The organism is Streptococcus sp. FDAARGOS_520 (assembly GCF_003812685.1).
GTDB lineage: Bacteria > Bacillota > Bacilli > Lactobacillales > Streptococcaceae > Streptococcus > Streptococcus agalactiae.
In genome coordinates this window covers 1,405,001-1,428,763 of sequence record NZ_CP033810.1, presented here as the reverse complement: position 1 = coordinate 1,428,763, position 23,763 = coordinate 1,405,001, and the positions used below count along the sequence as shown (strand labels likewise).

The window sequence follows — 23,763 nt, the reverse complement described above, 5'->3', positions numbered from 1 at the left end:
TAGTAAAGTATAGGCTTTAAAAACAAATATTAGAATATCTATACTTTTTTATCCGATCTAATCTGTTTTTTTTTTTTTTCTGATTTGACTTTTTCGGTTTTTTAATTCATATTTGGTTAAAAAGGTATCGACTACCTAATTATTCTGTTGACTTTAAAGAAATATTCTCTAAAATAGATAACATATTAAATCAAAGGTGGTAACTCATATGATTGATTTTCTACTGTTGAAATCATTACACAGTCTTCTAGGTCTAACTATTACTGTTTGTGATCAAAATTTTTCTGTTATCAGAGAGTATAAATCCGAGAAAACTATTTCACTTTTTTACAATCATTACCTTATTTTAAGTAACTTTAGTAAAACTCAACATGATTTTTTATTTCATTATGGCTCTTTAGGAGAACTTTTTCTTGTCCACCATATTCAACAATATTATATTATCATCGGTCCCTGGCGTAGCAATGTTATTGACCCTTTACTTCTTAAGAAAAAGCTGACTGAAACACAAATCAATGCTAGTGAACAAGACTACTTTATTGATAGACTATCCCAATTACCTTTCTTCTCACTTAGTCAAATCCGAGAATTACTAATAGTAACCAATTATTGTCTAACTGGGGTTGTGAAAGATAAATTATCAGAGCCCTTACATTACTACACGAAAGGGTGGAGCAACTCCTTTGATCTAGATAAAATTAAGCAATTTTCTAAACAGAATATGAGTTCTTACAAATATCAGTATCATTTTGAAAATAATATTCTAAAAGCTGTTAAATCAGGTAGTGAATTTCTTTTGAAAGAAACAGTGGAACAATTTAGCAATTCTATCGTACCTATAATCAGTGGAGATGAATTGCGATCTGAAAAAAACTACTCCATCATGATTTATGATCGTCTCTCACAGGCTACCATCCAAGCAGGACTTGATATCGAAACAGCTTATCGAGCACGAGATCGTTTTATAAAAGAAAACGAGTCAACTATAAGTCTAAATGAAGTTTTAAAATTACGTGATACTGCTATCTTATTCTATACTCAACAAGTTCATTCTTTAAAAAAACATCTCGAAACCCCTCATTCTCAAACTATTGTCGCAGTGATTCGATATCTTGAAAATAATCTAAATCGCTTTATTAAAACAGAAGAAATAGCTAAAGAATGTCACATGAGTGAATCGAAGTTACGAAAACTATTTAAGCAAGAAAAACACATCACTATTCAACAATATTTTCTAAACTTAAAAATCGAAGCTGCTAAGCAATTACTAGATGAAAATAAGAAAGTAGAAGAAGTTTCCAATTTACTTGGATTTTCCACTTCTTCTAATTTTTCAAGGACATTTAAAAAAATAGTGGGAATTAGCCCACTAGAATATAAGCAAAAGCCTAAGACAATATAGTAATCGAAAAATATTCATTTTGCTTATGGTGACATCAACAATCCCAAAGAAACTCTTTCATCAAGGGGACTTTTTTATCTCCCGAATTATACTCATTTAATCTAATAATTTCAACTCGCTATATTAGACAATCAATCCATTCATCACCTCTGATAACGCTAATGAAATAAGAGAATCTCCCAACTCTCTATAATTTACCTCTCTACCATAGTTAAATAATATTTTAGTAAATCTTCAACAGTCATTTTCTGTCTTTGATGAAGCCACCACTTTAAGGTCTCGATAAAACTGGATAAAAGAAATTGTTTTAAGAAATCTTCAGGAATGTCCACCTTTGTAATATACTCCTCACGCAATCTAGGGTAAACATCGTGTTCTAATTCACTTCTAAAGCGTAATAAAAAATAGGGATCGTCAGATAATAATAACGTAGCGATACTATCTTGATTTTGTTCAAAATGTTTTAAGATATGAACTAAATACTCTTCAAACGTAACATCTCTACCCTGCTTAAATAAGTGGTGAAAAAGGTCTTCACAGAGCTCCTTGAGTAACACTTCTTTGCTTTCATAGTGAGAGTAAAAAGTTGATCTTCCTACATTTGCAAGTCCGATTACATCTTGAACCGTTATTTTAGAATAATCATTTTCCTGTAGCAAGCTTATAAAAGCATTATAAATCGCTACTTTTGTTTTCTGAATTTGTCTATCTTTTACCATATAGGACACTTTCTAAGTTTTGTTCAGTATTGAACAAGTGTTCTTTTTTGTTTCTAGCAATTCTCTTTTATCTCCTAGATAATAGAAGAAAGAATCACACTACAATACCAGTATAACAAAAGGAGAAAAATATGACATCAAACAAAAAAGTGGCTATCGCTTTTATATTAAATATCAGCTTTTCCGTCCTTGAATTCATCTTTGGAAGTCTATTCTTCTCAGGAGCTATCTTAGCCGATGCTGTTCATGATTTTGGTGATGCAATAGCTATTGGCATCTCAGCTACTTTAGAAAAAAAATCTAAGAAAGATGAAGATACGATATTTTCATTAGGTTATAAACGTTTTAGCCTTTTAGGAGCTCTTATCACAAGTCTAATTCTTATAAGTGGATCTATCTTAGTCATGATAGAAAATATCCCAAAATTGTGGCATCCTACTCCTGTTAATTATCACGGCATGTTTATTCTAGCTGTCATCGCTATTATCATTAATGGTCTAGCTAGTTTTATTCTCCATTCTGGTCAAAGTAAACATGAGGAAATATTAAGCCTTCATTTTTTGGAAGATATTCTAGGGTGGTTAGCTATTATTGTTATATCTCTTATCTTAAATTGGAAACCGTTGTATATCCTTGATCCATTATTATCAGTTGCCATATCTACTTTCATCTTATCTAAAGCACTTCCTAAATTACTATCAACCCTGAAACTTTTTTTAGATGGTGTTCCAGATTCCATAGATTACGCTGCATTACATGATGAACTTAAGGGACTTTCGCAAGTAAGATCTATCAATCAACTCAATATCTGGTCAATGGATGGTATTGATAATCGAGCAATCATTCACTGTTGCTTAAATCAATTGATATCTGAAAAAGATTGTAAAAGAGCTATTCGAACGATTTGCCAACATTATAAGATAAACGATGTTACTGTTGAAATCGATTATTCTTTAAGAGAACATCAAAATCATTGCAAACCATTAAAAAACTAACCTGAGTGTTAGTTTTTTCCTTGACTTGGAGTTAACTCTAAGTGTTAAGATTAGGTCAATACTAATGAAAGAAGGAAAATAAAGATGACAGATACAATGATATTAAATGACAATCATAAAATACCAACTTTAGGTTTAGGTACGTGGATGATAGATAATGATAGGGTAGCTCAAGTTGTTAAAGATGCTATCGAATTAGGCTACCGCCATATTGATACTGCACAAGCATACAACAATGAAAAAGGTGTCGGTGTAGGGATTAAAGAGTCTGGTATTACACGTGAATCTTTATTTGTTACGACTAAAATTGCCGCTGAACATAAAGATTATGAAAGTGCTACAAAATCAATTGATCAATCACTAGAAGCTTTAGGGCTTGATTATATTGATTTAATGATTATTCATAGTCCACAGCCTTGGAAGGAATGGCGTGAAACAGATAAACATTTTGACCAAGGAAATTTAGAAGCTTGGAGAGCTTTAGAGGATGCTCAAAAATCTGGTAAGATGAAATCCATCGGTGTCTCAAACTTTTTAGAAAAAGACTTAGAAAATATCTTAAAAAATGGTCATGTTAAACCTGCTGTCAATCAAATCTTAGCTCACATCGGAAATACACCTTTCGACTTGATTGATTACTGTCAAAGTAAAGGTATTCAAGTTGAAGCCTATTCACCAATTGCACATGGACAAGCATTGAAATCTGATGGTATTCAAAAAATGGCTGAAAAATATGGGGTTAGTGTTGCTCAATTATGTATTCAATATTTACTACAATTAAACCTGATCGTTTTACCAAAGGCTTCTAGTAAAGAACATTTACAGTCTAATCTAGACTTTGACTTTGTAATTAGTGACGAAGATATGTCGATATTAAAATCACTTATGTTTGACGATTATGGGGAATTTTCTAACTTCCCTGTTTTTAGTGGAAAATGAAACCATATGCGGATTTTTACAGATGTTTAATTTTCAAAATTTTTAAGTTTTTCTTGACTTGAAGTTAACTCTAAGAGTTATAATGAAGTTATAGAAAAGAGGTAAGGTTATGAAAGTAGCTACATTTATTGAACCTGGCAAAATGGTTATAACTGATACACCAAAACCAGTCATTGAACAAGAGACAGATGCTGTTATCAAAATTGTTAGAGCCTGTGTTTGTGGTTCAGACTTGTGGTGGTATCGTGGTATTTCAAAACGTGAAAGTGGTTCTTTTGCAGGTCATGAGGCTATTGGTATCGTTGAGGAAGTTGGTACTAAAGTAACTGACGTGTCAAAAGGTGATTTTGTTATTGTTCCCTTTACACATGGCTGTGGCCAATGTCCGTCTTGTAAGGCTGGATTTGATGGAAATTGTACAAATCATCAAGCTGCAAAAAATGTAGGATACCAAGGTCAATATCTACGTTATACTAATGCAAACTGGGCATTGGTTAAGATCCCAGGACAACCTTCTGATTATGATAATGAGACTCTTAACTCTCTGCTCACCTTATCAGATGTAATGGCAACTGGTTATCATGCTGCAGCAACTGCAGAAGTTAAAGAAGGTGACACGGTAGTTGTCATGGGAGATGGTGCTGTTGGACTCTGTGGTGTTATCGCTGCTAAAATGTTAGGTGCTAACCGTATCATTGCAATGAGTCGTCACAAAGATAGGCAGGAACTAGCATTGACTTTTGGTGCAACGGATATTGTCGAAGAACGGGGTGACGAAGCCGTTAAACGTGTTTTAGATTTAACCAATCAAGCAGGTGCCGATGCTGTTTTAGAATGTGTTGGTACAGAGCAGTCTGTTGATACAGCTACCCAAATTGCTAGGCCTGGTGCTGTCATAGGACGTGTTGGTATCCCACAAAATCCAGACATGAATACCAATAATTTATTCTGGAAAAATATCGGCCTTAGAGGTGGCATTGCTTCTGTAACAACATTTGATAAGTCTGTCCTTTTAGATGCTGTTCTAACTCATAAAATTAACCCAGGCTTAGTTTTTACAAAATCCTTTGTATTAGATGATATTCAAAAGGCTTATGAAGCAATGGATAAACGTGACGCTATCAAATCCTTAGTGATTGTTGACTGAATATCGAGGTTAAAAATGCATATCAAAGAAGTTAGTAAAAAGACTGGCATTACGTCAGATACCATCAGGTATTATGAGAGAATTAATCTTATTCCCCCTATTCATCGGAGTGAATCAGGAATTCGTGAGTTCACACAAAACGATATTGATATTTTAGAATTTGTCCGCTATTTTAGAGGCGCAGGTGTTTCCGTTGAAAGTCTCATTGATTATATTCATTTGGTTGAAAAAGGCGATTCCACTATCCCAGCTAGGCTAGAAATTTTAAAAGATGAACGCGACAATCTTGAAGATAGGCTTCAAGGCCTCCAAGAAGCACTTAATCGTCTAAATCACAAAATAGACAATTATCAAAATAAAGTTGTTCCTAGAGAACAAGAACTTTTTGATCCAACAACGAAATGAGGAAATCTTATGCAAGAAACAACTAAGTCTATCTTTCCTAAGGGTGAAAAAAATCCATATGGTGAATTCTTTATTGGGCAATCCTATCTCGCAGCATTAGCAAAATCTCCAGATGGGAATGTTTCAGTTGGAAATGTAACCTTTGAAGCAGGCTGTCGTAATAATTGGCATGTTCATTTGGACGGTTATCAAATCCTTCTCGTTACAGAAGGTTCAGGTTGGTACCAAGAAGAAGGAAAAGAAGCAGTGTCATTAAAACCAGGCGACGTTATCGTTACAGATAAAGGTGTTAGACATTGGCATGGTGCTAAAAAAGATTCTGAATTTGCACATATTGCGATTACAGCTGGTAAGAGTGAGTTTTATGAAGCTGTTAGTGATGAAGAATATTCAAGACTAGGTTAAATTCAAGTAAGGAGGAATCCATTATGAAAGAAAAACAAACAGCCGGACGTCGTCAATTAGAAGAATTTGCACCTGAATTTGCCAGATATAATGATGATATTTTATTTGGTGAGGTTTGGGCAAAAGAGGATCATTTAACAGATAAAACACGTTCTATTATTACTATATCTGCCTTAATTAGCGGAGGAAATCTTGAACAGTTAGAGCATCATCTTCAATTTGCCAAACAAAACGGAGTTACTAAAGAAGAAATTGCTGACATTATCACTCACCTCGCTTTTTATGTTGGATGGCCAAAAGCTTGGTCAGCCTTTAATAAAGCTAAGGAAATTTGGATATAAAATAACAGACATAGCAAGAGAGATACTTTCCCAAAAGCCAAAAAGAAAGATCAACCAATTATTAAACCAACTATTAGGAGAATGATATGCTTACTATTCAAGAAATGAAAGATACAACCTTTGAATTACAAGAAAATTTTAGAAGGTTAAATTATCCTATTAAACAAGTTGCTAAAGACTTGCAACTTAATATCAGTGAAGTTGAATCTCTTTTAAGTCTTGATGTTACTTATCCTGGAGATGTTTGTATGCTGAGAGATTATCTAGAAGATATGTTGAAAAAAGAGGGTAAAGAAGTTTATCCATTTTCTAGATTAGCATCTCATTCAGCAAATCGTTGGTACCCTTATGAGACACCATGGCGTTATTAAAGAATAAAGATTAATCCATCATCTTTAGAGAAATAAACAAAAATAGTCAATAGATTTTTTTTAGAAAAAAGCTATAAAATAAGTGCCTCTTAGAGAATACTCTATATCATAAGATTTCTTCTTTGAACCATATCATTCCAAAAGAAAATTATGATTGCTAACAAGACAATTATTCTAAAAAGAAACTATTTTAACGACTCTATAATTACTTAAGGAATCATAAAGAATAAAGATTTTTATGCTATCATTTCAAATTGTTGAAAAGCCAGCAATGATACTTGCTGGAGTAACTTTAGAAAATGTAAAGTCAAATCAAGAAGGTATCCAGCAAGCCATTGGCATTTGTAAAACACAACCTGATTTTCGTTTCGATTACAGTGCCACTTATCAAGTAGAGACAAGTGTCCAAGCCCCAAAAGGGTTAGAAATTATTAGGATCCCAAGCGCTACCTATGCAGTCATTTCTGTTAAAGGTCCAATGCCATCGAGTCTTCAAGAAACATGGCGAAAAATAATACAAGGATTTTTTCAAGAGAATAATCTAAAACCAGCTAACTCGCCAAACTTAGAAATTTATTCATCTCAACATCCACAAGATACTGATTATCAAATGGAAATTTGGCTTGCTATCGCAGATATTACTAATAACTCGAAAACAAACTTAATCTAGTATTGCTTAATATAAAAAAGCCCCTTCTTGAGGCTTTTTTATATTAAGTGATTTCTTTACCTGCATTAGCACCAGATTGTAAATTAAAAATACGCTCGACATGAATAATACCAACTGCTTTCGGAACCCCCATGCGTCCTTCTGCCCATTTTTTCGCTGCTTCGTAATAAGTACCTTCTGTTTGAATTTCAGCAGTTCCCACAAACCTGTAACCTAAAAGACGTTCACGATCAACAAAGGCAATTTCAATTTTCCCATTATCTTCAATGTTAATACGAGTTTGACCATCTGTATTTTCATTATAAATAAACGTTTTATCATCCCAGAGACGCATAGAACGTTTTGGGCCAATATTGGGTTGACCTTTAGCATCAACCGTCGCGACCATTGCTAACTGACTATTAATAATCTCTTTCATTTCTTGTGTAATCATATTAATTTCTCCTTATTTTCTTGCTCGTTTTCCTTTTTTCCCAGCAGTTACTAGGAAAAGCAAACATAAACTAACGTATCCTAGAATCTCGTATATAAAATTATTTTTAGAACTTGTTTGAGGTAAATTTACATCAGACTGTGACTTATGTAATTGCTGCTCGGACCTTATTGGTGTTACAGCTACAGAATTATTAGTCTCCGCATTTATATTATGACCTTTAGCCGCTCTATCACCGTCTACCTTTTCATTAGGTAAAGCCTTATTAAAAATCGGCGTTTTATAATCAACTGGTTTTAAATTTTTCTCCACTTGTTTTTTACGATAATTTGGGACTTCATTTAGGTACCCCTTAGGTGTCTTAGGAAGCAATCGGTCTGCTTCTGCCGCTGCATTTCGAATAGCTTGGAAAATTCCTAATCTATGATATTTTGCCAAAGGAATCTGGCGTATTGCTTTAATCTTATCAAGGGAACTATTTAAAATATCTTTAATATAAAGACCTTCATAATCAGCTAAAGTGGCAACTGCCAAGGTATGATAACCTTCATTATCCTCGTCAACATTTAATATAGGATTACCATATGCATCTTTTTGTCCCTCGCCAATAGTATCACTCATATCAAGTGCATAAATCAATTTTCCAGACTTGTCAAAATAAACGTTCAATCCGATATAATATTCTGGCAATGGTAAAGGCGTCTTTAATAAATAAACTCCTTGTACCATTGTAGCTTGCGCTAATGGTCCTTTTCCCTCGACTAAATCTGTCAGCAAGTCTAACTCTTTTTCCAAGCGCTTAACATTAGCTTTTTTAATAGCACTATTATTATAAGCTAATACCGCTTTGTTAATACTCCTCTCAAGCAAATGACCATTCTTTGTTGCCTTCTTGGTCACTAAAGCCTTCTCAGCTTTAGCTATGGCTTTATCCAAATCAACGCGACCAAGGAAAAATTGTGCTTCTTGAAGGAATTTTTGTTTTTCTCCTTGTCGGAGGTTAGATTTTGATAACAACGCTTTACCTGCAGTAGTCATTTCTCTAAACTGAGTTTGAGTAGTCTGACGTAATGTAGAGTAATCTAAACCTTCGATTATTTTTAAAACCTTTTCAAGGTCTACCATTGTAGAAGATAGCTTATCTGGATCAATGATAAAACGCTCACCATCTGCTAACATATGAGAATTATTATGTGTCCTAACAACCACTTTCTTACCAAAGCGTTTGTCCCCATCATTTTGATCAAAAGCATTAAAAGTAATCTGAGATAATGTAGATGAACCCTTCACTTCTTTCAAATGATTCCTTTTGAAAGCCTCTTCACGAATAGTCTGTAAATTTGGCGGTAAGACTACTTCACTAAGGGCATTATCCGAAAAAGCTTGGACCTCAATTGTCTTTAATTGTTTTTGCTCAGAGAGATTTACACTTTCCAGTTTATTGGATAAAAAAGCCATTTCACCAATTGTTTTAACCTTATTTCCGATAAACATAAGGTGAAGCGCACCATTTTGTCGAAAAGCTGAACGTCCTATTTCTTGTACAGATTCTGGAAGAACAATGGCATAAATATGATTAATATGGAAAGCAGCATCACCTATTTTGATAAGTTTGTCTTTCAAGTCTAGAGTTCCAATACGATTATTCATAAAGGCTCCCTCTTTAATCTCTTCTAAATCTTCACTTGCTTCAAAGGATTTCAAGTTATTAGATTGAAAAGCAAAAGCACCTATTTTCCGAATAGTTGAGGGGAGCTTTATTTCTTCCAAATCATATTTACGTAAAGTTTTACTTTGAAAATCAACATTGCGAAAAGCGTTATCACCAATTTCAGTAATAGTAATACCATTGTGTTGTTTTGGAATTTCTAAGTTTTTATTACGTCTTACCTTTTGTAAGCCTTTATTTGAAAAACCTGTAACACTATTTTTTTGATAGGTAAAATCTTCCTCTAACCATTTGGTATAATCCATATCAGGTGTTGCACGCCACAATGATTTGTCCGGATTGACGTAAGTATTCTCAGTCGCAAGTTGATGTGGATTTTGGCCTGTCCTTGTGCGCAATACAACCTGATTGTTGTAATGTTCATCTCCTGGATTTCCTGTAAAAGCTTCTGATTCTATTTTTTCAAGTCCATCCGGAAGCATAACATTCCTCAGATTATTATCTTGAAAACTTGCTTCTCCTATAACCTTAAGCTTACTTCCCAAAAATTCAACTGTTTGAATACGATTAGATTTGAAAGCGCGTTCTGCTAATTTTATCAAGTGACGTGGCAAGTAAAGCTTACCACCAATCTGATTATCAAAAAAAGCTAATTCTCCAATGACCTTTAGGTTATCTGGTAACTTTACTTGTTTTAAAGACATGTGAGCAAAAGCATAGTCTGAAATAGTCTCGAGACTCTCAGGAAGGTTAACCTCAGCAATATTCTTATTGTCCACAAAAGCATCTTGACCAATAGACTTATAACCATTTGGAATAGTAAGCTTAGTCAACTGGTAAGCATTAAATATTTCTCCCTCATCAATAATTTCCTTCTGATCAATATCTAAACGACTCGGTTTCCCATTTTCTCCTAGCCTACTTGTATATTCTGCAATGGCCGTCTTTTTATCTGGAGTAAAAGCAAAGCTAGCTACTTGTGTCAATTGAGTTCCATCTGCTGCATGACTTGGTAAAACCAAGTGTGATGTTTGAGATAACTTATTAATTCCAGATTTTGAAAAACCTACTAAAGTATCCCCTCTAGTTACGAAATCTTTTGCCTCCCAAGTTGATGTTTCTAGAGTTTCCTTTTTTGAAGCTGTATCCTGTTTTGGTACTTCTACTTTGCTAGCATCATTACTAGAATTGCTTGCTTCTTGTGTAACCTCTGGTTTTGCTTTGGGGACTTGTTTAGGGTCACTTACCACTGACTCGGTTTTAGAACTAGAGTTATTACTATTTCCATCAGAAAATAAATCACTAACTGTTTCATCAACAGTAGAATTCTCTTTAGAAACATTTGTTTTCCTCTCATTATCTTCTTCGAACCAATCATCTTCTGAAGCTGACTGGGTTTGTTCTTGTTTGACCGATTCCTCTCTTTCTAATCCATATACCTCCTGGCTGTATGTCACTACTGATACTGTAGTAAGTGCCAAGGCAAGCGTTTTAAGATGTTTTTTTGTCATTACAATAAAGCCTTTCTAAAAGCCAATATATTTCTCTTAATCTTCTGATTGAGTATATTTAGTTAAATCATGCAGGATTGACAGTCTTCTAAGTCCGATGAAGTGAAATCATCCAGCATATCATCATAACTCTCGCTACCTTCTAGGATGTCCTGTCTCACTCGTACATAATAAATAGAGGCACATTTTTGTTTAAATGCTTGAATATAGGCTTTATTTAAATCTCGCGTAGTTGCTTGATCTGTCATGAAAAGCGTTAACGAAATAGCTTGATCAATGTGTTTTTGAGCGGCAGCTGCAATATTGATAATCGCCTCAGATCCCACTTCATAAGCTCCTTTTTTGTAGTAGACATAATTATCTGCATCAATCTTATAAGCAGGTACATAAACCCTCCCCAGTGCTCCTTCCTTGCGTACTTCGACAGGTGATACAACCGGTTGAAGGCTCGGAGTACAAGAAGAAAGATAACTGATTGACCCTGTCGGAGCAACAGCTAATAAATGCGCATTAGCTAATCCTATCTCTTTAATACTTTGCACAAGCTTTCTCCAATCCTCTTGGCTTGGTAGAGTCAGACCATACTCAGCTAGTAGATTTTTAACACGCTGTGTTTTTGGCTCAAAGTTTTGTTCGGTATATTGATAGAAATAACTGCCATCAGCATAACTTGATTCCGAGAAGCCCTCAAAGGTTCCTTTTTCTTTTGCTAAATGGTTAGAAGCTTTAAAGGCATAATAAGCCATAGCGTAAAAGAAGCAATCTGTAAAATCAATAGCCTCTTGAGAATCGTAATAAATATGGTTAGTCGCCAAAAATCCATGCAAATTCATAGCACCTAAACCAACAGCATGATTAGCTGCATTACCTTTTTTAATAGATGGAGCACTATCTAAATCAGAAGTTCGAGATACACGATCAAGGGCTCTAATGCTATTAGCAATTAATTTTTCAAAATCCGCCGCTTGATCCATAGCACGCGCAATATTAATAGAACCTAAATTACAACAAACATCATGTCCAACCTTAGTGAAAGTCAGGTCTTCTGAAAATTGACTAGCTGTATTAACTTGTGCAATCTCAGAACATAAATTAGACATAACAATTCGTCCCTCTTTTTTGTGAGGGTTTTTAGCATTTACAGTATCTTCAAATAAGATATAAGGATAACCAGATTCAAAATGAAGCTCTGCTATCGTTTGAAATAGTTTTCGTGCACTAATAAAGGTTTTACGAATATCCGCATTGGCTAATAAAGTTTCATATTCTTCTGTGATAGAGATATCAGACATTGGTTTACCATATACTCGCTCAATGTCATACGGTGAAAACAAGGCCATATCTTTATTTGCCTTAGCCAATTCAAAAGTAATATCAGGAATAACAAGTCCTAGGGAAAGAGATTTAATTCGAATTTTCTCATCGGCATTCTCACGTTTAGTATCTAAAAACGTTAATACTTCAGGATGGTGAGCGTGTAAGTAAACTGCACCAGCTCCTTGTCTTTGTCCTAATTGATTGGCGTAAGAAAACGAATCTTCTAGTAATTTCATGACAGGTACAATACCAGTAGCTTGATTTTTAATACCTTTTATTGGAGCACCAAATTCCCGTAAGTTGGTTAAGCAAAGTGCTACCCCACCACCTCGTTTTGATAACTGAAGGCTTGTACTAATAGCACGAGAAATAGATTCCATATTGTCTTCAATGCGCAACAAATAGCAAGAGATATATTCACCACGACGTTTTTTCCCTGCATTTAAAAAGGTAGGTGTTGCTGGTTGAAAGCGATTTGCTAGCATGTCATCTACTAGGTCATAGGCAGCTTTTTCATCACCAGCAGCTAAAAACAGAGCATTCATTACAACACGATCTTCATAGTGTTCCAAATAATAACGATTGTCTTCTGTTTTAAGAGCATAAGCATTATAAAATTTTAAAGCCCCCATAAAATTTAGAAAAGCAAATTTCTTAGCGTATGCATGCTCAAAAATTTGGCAAATAAACTCAAGGTTATATTGTTTTAGAAGGTCCGATTCATAGTAGTTATTAGAAACCAAATAATCTAGCTTTTCAATTAGTGATGTGAACACCATCGTATTAGGTTCAACATGTTCTATCATATATTGTTCAACAGCCTCTTTATCCGAAGTAAAATGATAATTACCTGTGCGATCTCTAAAGCGTGTCTTCGCGTTCAACGAGAGATATGCATCTGATTGTGTCATCTTATTTATCCTTTCTAGTGAATTGGCAAAGTAACTCCTTTACCCTTGTAACATCTTCTTGTGTTCCCAGTAATTCAAATTGATGAAGCAAAGGAACATTTAATTTTCGAGCAATAATAGGTCCAGCAATGGCATAAGTGTCACCAAAATTGGTATTTCCAGAAGAAATAACCCCTTGGCAATGTTCCCGATTTTGTCGAACATTTAAAAACTGTACAACTTGTTTTGGAACTGCGCCTTTGGTATCATCTCCTCCTCCAGCGTAAGTAGGCACAATCAAAATATAATCCTCAGTAACCAATATACTACTACCATCTGATGGAATACGCTGGTTAGAACAAGCCAACTTTTGAACAAAACGATGGGTATTGTTAGATTTCGATGAAAAATAGACCACCTTCACTGTACTATCCATTTAAAACTCCCAATCTTCATCCAATGTTTCTTCTGTAATCCCCATAATATATGAAGAGCCGTTTCCTGAGAAGAAATCATGATTTTCATCTGCACGCGCCGAAAGTTGTGCAAAAACCTCAGGAGATATACGAGTCTCTTCTTCTGTAAATGGAGAATCATATCCTAAATTTTGTAAAAATTTACCAGCATTGTAAATGCTAAATCTGATTGCATCTTCAGCCAAATCAAAACCATCATATAGTTCGTAAAGATAGGCTTTTTCTAAATCAATCAACTGATAGAGGAGGTCAAAGACAAATGTCTTCATTTCGGCTTGCTTTTCTACAGATAATTTAGCAACTTTCTGTTGATACTTATAGCCACTGTAATAGTTATGAATTACCTTATCTCGTAAAATTAAACGAATAATATCAGACGTATTTGGTAATTTTCCTCTGGCTGAAAGGTAAAAAGGAAGGTAAAAGCCACCATATAACAAAAATCCTGGCATCATGGCTGCAGCAACCTTAGATTTCAAAGGATCGTCACCAGTATAAAAAGGAATAAGTATACGTGATCGAGCTTGTAGACTTTCAGTATCCACTACCCATTCATGTGCTTCCTCAATTTGTTGGCTAGTGCATAAGGTTGAAAAAATCGTTCCATAAGATCGCGCATGAATAGCTACCATAAAGGCAAAGTTAGCATAAATAACTTGTTCATGATCTGTCTGAGAATGCTTAATCTGAGCAATATCACCAACAGTAGCCTGCACAGAATCTAATAAGGTTAGACCAGTAAAAGTCCGAGTAATTAATTGCTGCCAATCAGCATCCAATGTTCTCCAAGAATTAAGGTCATTAGAAACTGGGATCTTTTCAGGTAACCAGAAATTTTGAGTTACTCTGTTCCATACCTCTAAGTCTTTGTCATCGTTTAGCTTATTCCAATTAACAGAACGCATAGGAAAAGCTTTTTCTGACAAGGCATAGTCAAGTGGCGATTGAGAACGATCATAGTATGATTGCATTAAACTAGTCTCCTAAATATTAAAATTAAGCGAGTTTTAAGCACCAAAAAAGCCTCCCAAGAGGACTGGATTTTTGTTAAAATCACACAACTATTGGAATGTTCTTCTTGATGTTTTTTTATTCTGGTAAGAAGCTAACTCTTGCTTCAAAACCACTGTTTTGTTAAGTTACGTTAAACTTTTTTGTCGGTTACCTTTATTAAGGATCTGCTTAAACAGTATACTAACACAAAGTTTTGTGTCTTTCAACATATATCACCACTATATCTTGTGTTTTCATCATAATGTAAAGAATATAAAAATTAAAAAATTAAGCAAGCCTAATTTTTATAAAAAAAGGCTTTACCTTCATACTTTTCCTGTGTAAAACAAAAAAGGAGTAGCGATTGCTACTCCTTTTCCAAAACCCGAAATTAATGCGAGCCAAGGTTCTACCTTGTTCTTTAATATTATTATATACTAATTTCGTTAAGTGTCAACAACTTTTTGAAAAATAAATATTTTCTATATTTTTAACTACAACTCAACTTGATTTCCTTCAACCAAAAAAATTATGCTTTTGGTTTACCGTAACCTGTTAAAAGTAGGATAGTCATAGCAACTGTTTCTTTCAATGATTTCCGACGGAGTTTTAATTTTGATAAAAGATAAATCCTTCTCATTAGATTGGCATTTTTTAATTCTATAAAACGACTAAAGAAGAGTTTACGCTCCAGGGACATTTTATCGGATACTTGAGCAAAAATAAGCGAAGCACGATCAAAAGAAGTATTTATCATCTGCCAAAACGTAGCCACCCCATATTGTCTCCCGTAATTGTTTAGCGACTCTGCCCCTACTTGTCTACGCCAAAGGACTGTACTGTCAGAAATATAAGCCACATTTCCAACGGCGTAAGCTAGAGTTCCAACATAAGAATCATGGGCGCCAATTTGACGATATTCCCAAAGCTTTGCTAACTCATGATTCATCATGATAACCATACCATTTATTTGGTTAAAGGCAATTTGTTCTTGAATAACTGTTGCTGGATTATGTTCTTTCAATACTGTTAATTTTTCATCTACAGAAGTCCAGTTCGAATAAACAAGCAATGGTAGTTCTTGGTTAAATTTCTCTGCTTCTTCAAGGTAACGTTCTAAACGATTTTCTTTCCAAACATCATCCTGGTCTGAGAAAACATAAAAATCTGCTTTTTTATAGTTAACCAACTCGTAAAAACTGCGGTGACTTCCTAACTTTCTGTCATCGTTAGAATTAATAAATATAAAACGTGAATCTCTATTAACATATTCTTTAATAATAGCTACTGTATCATCAGTAGATCCATCGTCCCTTATTAAACAAATCCAGTCAGTATAACCTTGTTGTATTATGCTATCTAATTGCTGGCGAAGGTATTTTTGACCATTATAGGTCGCTAAGCAAATATTTATTTGCCAATCTTTTATCGTTTTCATTGCTATCAAAACTCCTTAAGGCTAGTTCATCTTATGAAAGCTTACAAAGTGAACGGTATCACATACTAATCGTAATTATAATATTATAATATTATATGTCATTAATCAATATAAAATTAATCAAAAATAAGAGTCAATACCCTAAAAGTCCAGCTTAACATAATGTTAAACTGAACTTTTCATCATATTGCCGAGTAGTTTACTTAGTTTTATTTACTATTATTTTTAGTCTTTTTGGGTTTCAAATAAAGAAGTAAACTAGATAACAATGCCAAAGTACCAACAAATAGACCATTCGTTGCTCTATCTGATGTACTAGGTAAGGTATGGTTAACAGAATCCCCGTTATGTTTAGGTGATATGATCTTAGCTACTCTGCTACTATTATTGTTTGTAGAAGTGAGGACTTTCTCATTTCCTGATTTAGTTATTTCTTTAGACAATGATTGAGTAGTAACTGTAGTTTGCGGCTTAACTAATATTATTTCTTCTAGATTCTTGTTTACTACTTTTTCTTTTTTAGAAATAAACATAGGTTCTTTTTTCAAGTTATCAAAATATTTGAAACTGTTAGAAATTACTATAGCGTTTTCTTTCTCTGATACTACTGCCTTATTCAAGAGATCAGACAATTTTACCGTTGCGAAATTACCAGCTTTATCTTCCACAACAAGTGTCAAGGCCTTAGGGTCTACCGCAACCTCACTCTCTCCTATCTTAACCGTTTTAGGAAGTGTCACTTTACCTTCTTGATCTATATGGAAATAATGGTAAGAAGTCTCATCCCCATATTCTTCATCTTTTACAACATGAGATAAAACTAATTGTAAACGATATGTAGGAACATAACTACTTTCCTTAGGCATGGCTAAGCTTAATGTTCGATTAGTTTCATCAAACTGAGCTCGTGAAGGAAGATTTGGTGACTTAGTACTTACTTGTACTTTAAAGTCTGACTCCTGACTATTTGCTCCTTCTGCTACTGGTGTGTAACGTAAGCGATAAGTATAAAAACCATCTGCTACAACTTTGCCATCCTTATCTAAACCACTCCACTGAAGAGCATCCATACGATAATGACCATCACTTTGCTTTGGATTATTATGGAAATTTTTACGATAAGATGGTAAAACCTTACTTTGCCAAATAACATTTCCATTTTGATCTAGAACTTGAGCAGAAATATCCTTAACATTTCTTAAGAAAGTTGCCTGGGGAGTGATTTCGTCCCTATTTCCATCTTTATTTGGAGAAATGGCAAAATATGGATTATTCGCTGCATCTCTTTCCAAAAGATGAATTGTTTTATCCTCAACCTTATTCTCAAAAGTTCCTAAAATAATTCTTTTTGGACTCTCCGGTGCTAATTCTAACTCCCCACCATTTTTGACATAATCAACATAGCCCCAAGACGCTGATTGTGTTAACAAGGCAGTATAGTTGTTGCTTTCAAAAGGAGCTGATTCATTGTACTCCAATTGGTCTTTATGAGTTGTATCATTTGGTTTATAGTAGAAACTACCTTTAGAAAGCGTCTTATAAATCGGTGTTTCAAGTGCTTGTAAGTTCGCAAAATCACCATTAAATCCTACAAAAGGAATACTCATTAACTCCTGATTACTATCCTTGGCTTCTTTAAAACGTACAAAACCTTCTAAGAAATAACCATTTGCCATCTGTTCTTTTAATTTCTGACTAAATTGACTAGCATCAATAGTAAATCGAACTTGTGTTTCTTTATCACGAAGAATTACTTTCTGCCAATTAGTATCTAGCAAGGCTTGTGGTTTAAGGGCAAATTTACCTTTATTTACTTGTTCTGTTGCTACATTAGCTTGATAATACAATTCTTTGACACCTTCTACAAGTTTATGAATTGTAACTGTGATATCAAATTTATCTCCCATTCGTTTGAGATTAATTTTAGCTTTGCCATCGTTTCCAGTAATATAATATTGAGCTTGGATAGCTTTTTCAGCATCAACTACACCTGCACCTTGCTGACGTGGTGAATAAAACGCCTTATCCTCTTCACTATATAATGCTGTTGCTGAGCTCATGAGGATGTTTTTAGACAATTCTAGCAATTTTTTAGAATCTAAATTCATCCCTTTATATTTCTCAGCCAAATGACTTTGAAGCATTGTCATTAATCCTGCAACATGTGGTGAAGCCATACTTGTACCAGACATTGTTTGGTATTGATTATTATAGGTTGAAGAATAAATTTCAAAGCCAGAAGCTGTTACATCAGGCTTGATTGCTCCTTCAGCTGTCACGCCCCAACTTGATTGTTCCAGCATACGATTACCACCTTGGCTATCAACTACTTCAAAACTCTGGTTAAATGTTAACTGACTTGAAGTATTTTTTATACGCTCGCCATCTACTTTACTAATAATCCCCACAGGTAATTCACGGTAAGGAATTAGAAAATTTCCACGTTTTTCTTGATCGTTAAAAATAACGATACCAACAACACCTGCATTTGTAGCATGAGTGATTTTAGTCATAAAATCAAGTCCACCACCACGCTCAATTAATGCAATCTTACCTTTAAAGTCCTTACCTTCAAAGTCTTTTTTTGCACCATAATTGGCATAAACCACATCGTAGGCCTTACCTTTGTCAAAAGGTTTAGAAGTCACAATCGGCAACTTAACTAACTTACCTTCAATAGTTGTTTCAACGACCTCACTGATAGTTTTAAGTGATTCATAGCTAGCAACACTCAAAGTATCTTCAGAAATAGCTGGACTATTAACCGTACCGTAGTCAGGATTAGTTGATAATGGTTTGCTATAATCCATACCAAATGCGCCTTCATTTCCGGCAGCCACAACAACTGCAACGCCCTTCTCAGAAGCTAATTTAAGTGCTAATTTAACTTTATCATTGAGAGCAATTAAAGAATCAGCTGTTTTTCCAATACTCATATTAATCGTTTTTGCTCCTAGATTAACAGCGTCTGTGATTGCTTTAGCATATGCTTCACCAAATTTGTCCGAATCAATTTTATCTGGAATACGCATTAATAAGACTTGAGCATTTGGCGCTGCACCTTCTAAAAGAAGACCATTGATTGCTGGACGTTTACTATTACCTACAAAAATACCAGCAACGTGTGTACCATGCGAAATATTCTTTGCTTCTGAACCATAACCATCTTTCATAGCTGCTGCAATATCAGCCACCGTTTCTGTATTGTTGGCGTAGTTATGTGCAAAAACAATCTTATCGTTAACCCATTTCCCATAAGTGATATTATGTTTTGCTTTTAATTCCTCAAATTCTGTCTTAGTTTTAAAGCTGTGCTTATCATCTTTTGGGCTATCTAAACGAAAAATATCATGGTTAATATCAAAGCCAGTATCAATAATAGCTACTACATTTCCCTTTCCTCTTTGGGTTATGGCTTGTAATTTTGTTATTTTAGATGTATCAAGAACAGCAAGCGATGACTTGCTTTCTGGCTTCACCTCTTCATATGCTGAGGGAACTTTCTGTGCTATTGCAGTTGAAGCATTTGTTACTACATTGCTTTCTTTATTGTTGGTTGTCTCTGGTTTAGAGGGATATTCTTCTTCAAGATCAGCCCCCAAATTAGACGTATCAAGGTTTTTAGATAACTCTTCTAATAATTCATCTTCTGTTTTGTCATTTTTTACAGATGTATCACCCATTTCTTTCGCTGTATTACTAGCAGAAGCAGCTGTTACAGATGTTTTTTCAACAGTATTAGTAGTTACCGATGGCGATGGCTGTTGAGCAACATTAGCAATTACAGGTGATTGCTCTTGGTTTTTTAATTCTTGCTCCTCTGCATTCACTTGATTGCTATGCATTAATAAAATACTAGTTGTTATAAGTGTTAACTTTAAAATAGCCTTTTTTGAGTGATGTTTATCCACTTTTCCTATTTCCTCCAAAAATCAGTATGCATACTATATTACAACATAATTAATTTATTAGCAATAGAATAATTAGCGATAAATTTTATTTTTATTTTTTAATTTAAATTTTTAAATTTTTTGTTAATTAAAAGATCTCTCAGCAATACTGAGAGACCTTTTAATTGATAGTTTAAATAGCATGTATTTATAATAAAACCATATCAAGATGAGGAATATTATCTTCTAGATAGATATCTGAGACAGGTTGAAATCCGAAAGATTGATAAAAATCTTGTAAATAAGCTTGGGCCTGAGCATAAATAGGTTTATTAGGGTAATTTGCCTCACTAAATTTAATCGCATATTCCACTAATTGATTTCCTAATCCCTTTTTTCTAAAGTCTGGATTAACAATCACACGTCCCAAATGCACCTTATCATCTTCTGGTATCAATCTATAATAAGCTGCCAATTGACCATCTACCCAATTCATCCCATGCAAACAAATCAAATCTTCATCATCAACCTCTTGATAAGGACAATCTTGTTCAACCACAAATACAGATACTCTTAATTTATATATTTGAAACAACTCATGTGTAGTTAAATTATCAAAAGTTTTTACATTCCACATTGCTATCTTCCTTTCAACATCATACAGTAGACCCTAAAAAGTCTCTATAGCAAACTCCATGGCAATATAAGCAATTTTATCTTTCTTTTCTAAATCCTCGCTATTTCCTAAAGATCTTGCTTCCCATACTTCTGCATCTAAATTATCCGCAGAGTAAAAAAATTGAATTTGTGTTTACTGCAATTTCAGAACTTGCTTCCGAATAATGAAATGATGTCCCTTCATCCCTAATAGCACTTCTTGGAATAATAATGGATGTCTCCTCAATTGACGAATCAAGGACGCCACATGTTCCAAAAACAATTAAACTTTCCATTCCAAATACTATAATATCTTCCAAGATTGCTACGCAAGCTGAAGCACCAACATAAGCATTGAAAAAGCCAATCTTTTGTCCTTTAAATTCTAATTCATAAATGGGAATTTCTAAGTTTGCTACACTAGTTCTAGCAATTTCACGATGAGGCAATTCTTCTAAAATACGATTGAAAGTCTCCCGCGCGAAACAGGTAATAACAGTCTTTGGAAAACCTTTTATTGGTGAATTAATATCTTCAGGATTAATAATCGCTTTTCTACTATTATCGAATGAATTTATTATCATAAGCATTTCCTTTAAACCTTAATTTACGATGTTCTATCATCTTGTTAAAAATATTTTTTCTATTTTAACTCAATGAAACTTAAAAGGCAAGGTCAAATTTGCAAAGATGAATATACTTAATGGAACTATTTACCATTTCTAAGGTAAATTTCCGTATCAAATAGCTTAAACCATGTGTTTTTAGACTATGTTATATTAATATCTCACCATTACTATCTAAAAATAAGAATACCCAAAAATACTCTTATTTTTTGATTAGAAAACTTTATTATTCCTTACGTTGTAGTTTCACTACAGCCTCGGTCCTTGCTGTATGTGGAAACATGTCAACGGATTGGATGTAGTGGACATGGTATACTTTTGTTAATGTTACTAAGTCTCTAGCAAGCGTGGATGTATTACAAGAAACGTAAACCATTTTTTCTGGAGGCATTTTTAGTATAGTATTTAGCAATTTATCATCTAAACCTGTGCGAGGAGGATCCACGATTAACGCATTAGCGCGAAATCCCTCACTATACCACCTAGGGATAATATCCTCTGCCTTTCCAGCTTCGTAATGTGTATTAGTAAAACCCATATAAAGTGCGTTCTCTTTAGCATCCTGAATAGCCTCAGGGATAATATCCATTCCACGAACACTTTTAACTTTTCCAGCAAAAGCAAGTCCAATCGTTCCTACTCCACAATAAGCGTCAATTAAATCATCATCTTCCTTCACATCTAAGGCCTTAACTGCCTCACTATATAAAATTTGTGTTTGTTTAGGATTAAGTTGATAAAAAGCACGTGGTGATAACGAAAAACCATAATCTAATACTTCTTCATTGATGGATTCTTGACCCCAAATAACTTCTGTTATTTGACCATAGATATCACTTGTTTTACTAGCGTTGATATTTACAGCAACTGTCTTTAACTCAGGAAACTCTCGAACTAATTCAATAACAACATCATCAAAATCAAGTCTTTTACTTGTGATAAAGATCAGTTGAACCTCTCCACTCGCTTGTGCTCGTCGAATCATAACAGTACGGACACCAGCTATTTTACGTTCATTATAAATAGGCAATTTATATTTTCCTAAAAGTTCTGCAACTCGATTTATCATTTCCTGAGTAAGGCTATCTTGCACTAAACAATCTTTGATATCAATCAATCGATGTGTCCCTTGTGCATATAAACCTGCCTTTACATTCCCTCCAAACGAACGCACTTGAAATTGTAATTTAGCACGATAGTGTTCAGGTTCCGACATACCTATCGTTTTACGGATTTCATAATTCTCATATCCCTCTGGTTTAAATTTCATTAGAGCCTGTCGAATAACATCCGTTTTAAACTCTAGCTGCTTATCATATTGAAGGTGCATTATTTGGCATCCCCCACATTCTTTATAAATAGAACAAGGGGGTTCTACCCTATTTTTAGATTTTTTATTTATCTTTAACAGTTTAGCTTCTGCAAAATTACGTCTAACAGAAGAAATCTGACAAAACACCTCTTCTCCCTTGAGGGCCCCTGGAACAAAGATTAGTGTTTTTTTATAAAAACCTATTCCTTCACCATTAATTCCCATTCGTTTAATTTTTAAAGGAATTCGCTGTTTTAAAACCACATTCATCAGTTCATTACTCCCTAACTAAGAAAATACTATAAATCCATAACATTTAAAAAAAGACTCATTTTTACTATTTTATCATTTTTGCTATAATAAAAACTATGAAAATAACCAAAATCGAAAAGAAAAAAAGACTTTACACTCTAGAGCTAGACAATACCGAAAATTTATATATAACAGAAGATACTATCGTTCATTTTATGTTAAGTAAAGGGATGATAATTAATGCCGAGAAACTTGAAAATATTAAAAAATTTGCCCAACTATCATACGGTAAAAATCTAGGTCTTTATTATATTTCTTTCAAGCAGAGAACCGAGAAAGAAGTTATTAAATATCTTCAACAACATGATATTGATTCTAAAATTATTCCACAAATTATTGATAATCTAAAAAGTGAGAATTGGATAAACGATAAAAACTACGTGCAATCTTTCATACAGCAAAATCTAAATACTGGCGATAAGGGACCATACGTGATAAAACAAAAATTATTGCAAAAAGGTATCAAAAGTAAAATAATTGAATCTGAACTTCAAGCTATAAACTTTCAAGACTTAGCATCCAAAATAAGCCAAAAACTCTATAAAAAATATCAAAACAAACTTCCACTAAAAGCATTAAAAGATAAATTGATGCAGAGCTTAACTACAAAAGGATTTGATTATCAGATAGTGCATACCGTAATTCAAAACCTTGAAATTGAAAAAGATCAAGAACTTGAAGAAGACCTCATTTATAAAGAATTAGATAAACAATACCAAAAATTATCAAAAAAACATGACCAGTATGAATTAAAGCAACGTATAATCAATGCCTTAATGCGTAAAGGATACCAGTACGAAGATATCAAAAGTGCTTTAAGAGAATATTTATAAGATAATAACTCT

At 33.9% G+C, this 23,763-nt stretch carries 20 protein-coding genes and 1 pseudogene; 10 read left to right on the top strand and 11 right to left on the bottom strand.

Annotated features, from left to right (window positions below; genetic code table 11):
* Positions 1-208 precede the first annotated feature (208 nt).
* Positions 209-1,402 carry a YSIRK-targeted surface antigen transcriptional regulator gene (locus EGX96_RS07645; protein ID WP_000564876.1) on the top strand — a complete coding sequence of 398 codons (1,194 nt, stop codon included), beginning with the start codon at positions 209-211 and terminating at the stop codon, positions 1,400-1,402.
* A 194-nt stretch (positions 1,403-1,596) separates the two neighbouring features.
* On the opposite strand, the gene EGX96_RS07640 is transcribed toward EGX96_RS07645, so the two are convergent.
* On the bottom strand, positions 1,597-2,121 hold the full coding sequence (locus tag EGX96_RS07640) for a TetR/AcrR family transcriptional regulator (protein WP_000237802.1): 525 nt from the start codon (positions 2,119-2,121) through the stop codon (positions 1,597-1,599).
* A gap of 131 nt (positions 2,122-2,252) precedes the next feature.
* Here EGX96_RS07640 and EGX96_RS07635 point away from each other — a divergent pair, with 131 nt between their 5' ends.
* The 8 genes from EGX96_RS07635 (at position 2,253) to EGX96_RS07600 (ending at position 7,394) form a co-directional block, all read left to right on the top strand.
* Positions 2,253-3,116, top strand: coding sequence for a cation diffusion facilitator family transporter (locus tag EGX96_RS07635; protein WP_000203282.1), 864 nt, complete (start codon positions 2,253-2,255; stop codon positions 3,114-3,116).
* A gap of 84 nt (positions 3,117-3,200) precedes the next feature.
* Positions 3,201-4,055, top strand: coding sequence for an aldo/keto reductase (locus EGX96_RS07630; RefSeq protein ID WP_000132680.1), 855 nt, complete (start codon positions 3,201-3,203; stop codon positions 4,053-4,055).
* Positions 4,056-4,164: 109 nt separating this feature from the next.
* Complete coding sequence (locus EGX96_RS07625) at positions 4,165-5,202, top strand: zinc-dependent alcohol dehydrogenase family protein (RefSeq protein WP_000861550.1); 1,038 nt, start codon at positions 4,165-4,167, stop codon at positions 5,200-5,202.
* A 15-nt stretch (positions 5,203-5,217) separates the two neighbouring features.
* Entirely contained in the window at positions 5,218-5,607 is a 390-nt protein-coding gene (gene nmlR / locus EGX96_RS07620; protein ID WP_000547676.1) for a stress response transcriptional regulator NmlR, read from the top strand.
* Between the two features lie 9 nt (positions 5,608-5,616).
* Positions 5,617-6,012 (top strand): cupin domain-containing protein, encoded by a 396-nt coding sequence (locus tag EGX96_RS07615; protein ID WP_001158467.1) that lies wholly within the window; start codon positions 5,617-5,619, stop codon positions 6,010-6,012.
* Positions 6,013-6,035: 23 nt separating this feature from the next.
* Positions 6,036-6,353, top strand: a complete 318-nt coding sequence (locus EGX96_RS07610) for a carboxymuconolactone decarboxylase family protein (protein WP_000660666.1) — start codon at positions 6,036-6,038, stop codon at positions 6,351-6,353.
* A gap of 86 nt (positions 6,354-6,439) precedes the next feature.
* Positions 6,440-6,724: a DUF2316 family protein gene (locus tag EGX96_RS07605; RefSeq protein ID WP_000955820.1), complete on the top strand. Its 285-nt coding sequence runs from the start codon at positions 6,440-6,442 to the stop codon at positions 6,722-6,724.
* 238 nt (positions 6,725-6,962) lie between these two features.
* Entirely contained in the window at positions 6,963-7,394 is a 432-nt protein-coding gene (locus EGX96_RS07600) for a GyrI-like domain-containing protein (RefSeq protein WP_000948275.1), read from the top strand.
* A gap of 43 nt (positions 7,395-7,437) precedes the next feature.
* Here EGX96_RS07600 and EGX96_RS07595 read toward each other — a convergent pair whose 3' ends face one another.
* From EGX96_RS07595 to rlmD, 10 genes and pseudogenes are all read right to left on the bottom strand, one after another.
* The gene (locus EGX96_RS07595; protein ID WP_000632623.1) at positions 7,438-7,827 is read right to left on the bottom strand and encodes a pyridoxamine 5'-phosphate oxidase family protein; all 390 of its coding nucleotides are present in this window, start codon (positions 7,825-7,827) and stop codon (positions 7,438-7,440) included.
* Positions 7,828-7,839: 12 nt separating this feature from the next.
* The gene (gene hupY, locus EGX96_RS07590; RefSeq protein ID WP_000162175.1) at positions 7,840-11,007 is read right to left on the bottom strand and encodes a leucine-rich repeat adhesin HupY/LrrG; all 3,168 of its coding nucleotides are present in this window, start codon (positions 11,005-11,007) and stop codon (positions 7,840-7,842) included.
* 62 nt (positions 11,008-11,069) lie between these two features.
* The gene (gene nrdE / locus EGX96_RS07585) at positions 11,070-13,235 is read right to left on the bottom strand and encodes a class 1b ribonucleoside-diphosphate reductase subunit alpha (RefSeq protein ID WP_000194382.1); all 2,166 of its coding nucleotides are present in this window, start codon (positions 13,233-13,235) and stop codon (positions 11,070-11,072) included.
* 1 nt (position 13,236) lies between these two features.
* Positions 13,237-13,650, bottom strand: coding sequence for a class Ib ribonucleoside-diphosphate reductase assembly flavoprotein NrdI (gene nrdI, locus EGX96_RS07580; RefSeq protein ID WP_000378631.1), 414 nt, complete (start codon positions 13,648-13,650; stop codon positions 13,237-13,239).
* Positions 13,651-14,661 (bottom strand): class 1b ribonucleoside-diphosphate reductase subunit beta, encoded by a 1,011-nt coding sequence (gene nrdF / locus EGX96_RS07575; protein WP_001192437.1) that lies wholly within the window; start codon positions 14,659-14,661, stop codon positions 13,651-13,653. It lies immediately after the preceding gene.
* Positions 14,662-15,212: 551 nt separating this feature from the next.
* Positions 15,213-16,121: a glycosyltransferase family 2 protein gene (locus tag EGX96_RS07570; RefSeq protein ID WP_000848921.1), complete on the bottom strand. Its 909-nt coding sequence runs from the start codon at positions 16,119-16,121 to the stop codon at positions 15,213-15,215.
* 209 nt (positions 16,122-16,330) lie between these two features.
* Positions 16,331-20,032: a S8 family serine peptidase gene (locus EGX96_RS07565; RefSeq protein ID WP_000357579.1), complete on the bottom strand. Its 3,702-nt coding sequence runs from the start codon at positions 20,030-20,032 to the stop codon at positions 16,331-16,333.
* Positions 20,033-20,219: 187 nt separating this feature from the next.
* Entirely contained in the window at positions 20,220-20,648 is a 429-nt protein-coding gene (locus tag EGX96_RS07560) for a GNAT family N-acetyltransferase (RefSeq protein WP_000267395.1), read from the bottom strand.
* Between the two features lie 33 nt (positions 20,649-20,681).
* Positions 20,682-21,252 (bottom strand): annotated as a pseudogene (locus EGX96_RS07555) (phosphorylase family protein).
* A 268-nt stretch (positions 21,253-21,520) separates the two neighbouring features.
* Complete coding sequence (gene rlmD / locus EGX96_RS07550; protein WP_001103627.1) at positions 21,521-22,876, bottom strand: 23S rRNA (uracil(1939)-C(5))-methyltransferase RlmD; 1,356 nt, start codon at positions 22,874-22,876, stop codon at positions 21,521-21,523.
* Positions 22,877-22,974: 98 nt separating this feature from the next.
* On the opposite strand from rlmD, the gene recX reads away from it, so the two are divergent.
* A complete protein-coding gene (gene recX / locus EGX96_RS07545; protein ID WP_000704972.1) occupies positions 22,975-23,751 on the top strand; it encodes a recombination regulator RecX in 777 nt (258 codons plus the stop codon).
* Positions 23,752-23,763: the final 12 nt, after the last annotated feature.

What these genes read in the sequence shown, in the direction of transcription:
- EGX96_RS07645 (WP_000564876.1), top strand. Translation starts at nt 209, where the DNA reads ATGATTGATTTTCTACTGTTGAAATCATTACACAGTCTTCTAGGTCTA.
- EGX96_RS07640 (WP_000237802.1), bottom strand. Translation starts at nt 2,121, where the DNA reads ATGGTAAAAGATAGACAAATTCAGAAAACAAAAGTAGCGATTTATAAT.
- EGX96_RS07635 (WP_000203282.1), top strand. Translation starts at nt 2,253, where the DNA reads ATGACATCAAACAAAAAAGTGGCTATCGCTTTTATATTAAATATCAGC.
- EGX96_RS07630 (WP_000132680.1), top strand. Translation starts at nt 3,201, where the DNA reads ATGACAGATACAATGATATTAAATGACAATCATAAAATACCAACTTTA.
- EGX96_RS07625 (WP_000861550.1), top strand. Translation starts at nt 4,165, where the DNA reads ATGAAAGTAGCTACATTTATTGAACCTGGCAAAATGGTTATAACTGAT.
- nmlR (WP_000547676.1), top strand. Translation starts at nt 5,218, where the DNA reads ATGCATATCAAAGAAGTTAGTAAAAAGACTGGCATTACGTCAGATACC.
- EGX96_RS07615 (WP_001158467.1), top strand. Translation starts at nt 5,617, where the DNA reads ATGCAAGAAACAACTAAGTCTATCTTTCCTAAGGGTGAAAAAAATCCA.
- EGX96_RS07610 (WP_000660666.1), top strand. Translation starts at nt 6,036, where the DNA reads ATGAAAGAAAAACAAACAGCCGGACGTCGTCAATTAGAAGAATTTGCA.
- EGX96_RS07605 (WP_000955820.1), top strand. Translation starts at nt 6,440, where the DNA reads ATGCTTACTATTCAAGAAATGAAAGATACAACCTTTGAATTACAAGAA.
- EGX96_RS07600 (WP_000948275.1), top strand. Translation starts at nt 6,963, where the DNA reads ATGCTATCATTTCAAATTGTTGAAAAGCCAGCAATGATACTTGCTGGA.
- EGX96_RS07595 (WP_000632623.1), bottom strand. Translation starts at nt 7,827, where the DNA reads ATGATTACACAAGAAATGAAAGAGATTATTAATAGTCAGTTAGCAATG.
- hupY (WP_000162175.1), bottom strand. Translation starts at nt 11,007, where the DNA reads ATGACAAAAAAACATCTTAAAACGCTTGCCTTGGCACTTACTACAGTA.
- nrdE (WP_000194382.1), bottom strand. Translation starts at nt 13,235, where the DNA reads ATGACACAATCAGATGCATATCTCTCGTTGAACGCGAAGACACGCTTT.
- nrdI (WP_000378631.1), bottom strand. Translation starts at nt 13,650, where the DNA reads ATGGATAGTACAGTGAAGGTGGTCTATTTTTCATCGAAATCTAACAAT.
- nrdF (WP_001192437.1), bottom strand. Translation starts at nt 14,661, where the DNA reads ATGCAATCATACTATGATCGTTCTCAATCGCCACTTGACTATGCCTTG.
- EGX96_RS07570 (WP_000848921.1), bottom strand. Translation starts at nt 16,121, where the DNA reads ATGAAAACGATAAAAGATTGGCAAATAAATATTTGCTTAGCGACCTAT.
- EGX96_RS07560 (WP_000267395.1), bottom strand. Translation starts at nt 20,648, where the DNA reads ATGTGGAATGTAAAAACTTTTGATAATTTAACTACACATGAGTTGTTT.
- rlmD (WP_001103627.1), bottom strand. Translation starts at nt 22,876, where the DNA reads ATGAATGTGGTTTTAAAACAGCGAATTCCTTTAAAAATTAAACGAATG.
- recX (WP_000704972.1), top strand. Translation starts at nt 22,975, where the DNA reads ATGAAAATAACCAAAATCGAAAAGAAAAAAAGACTTTACACTCTAGAG.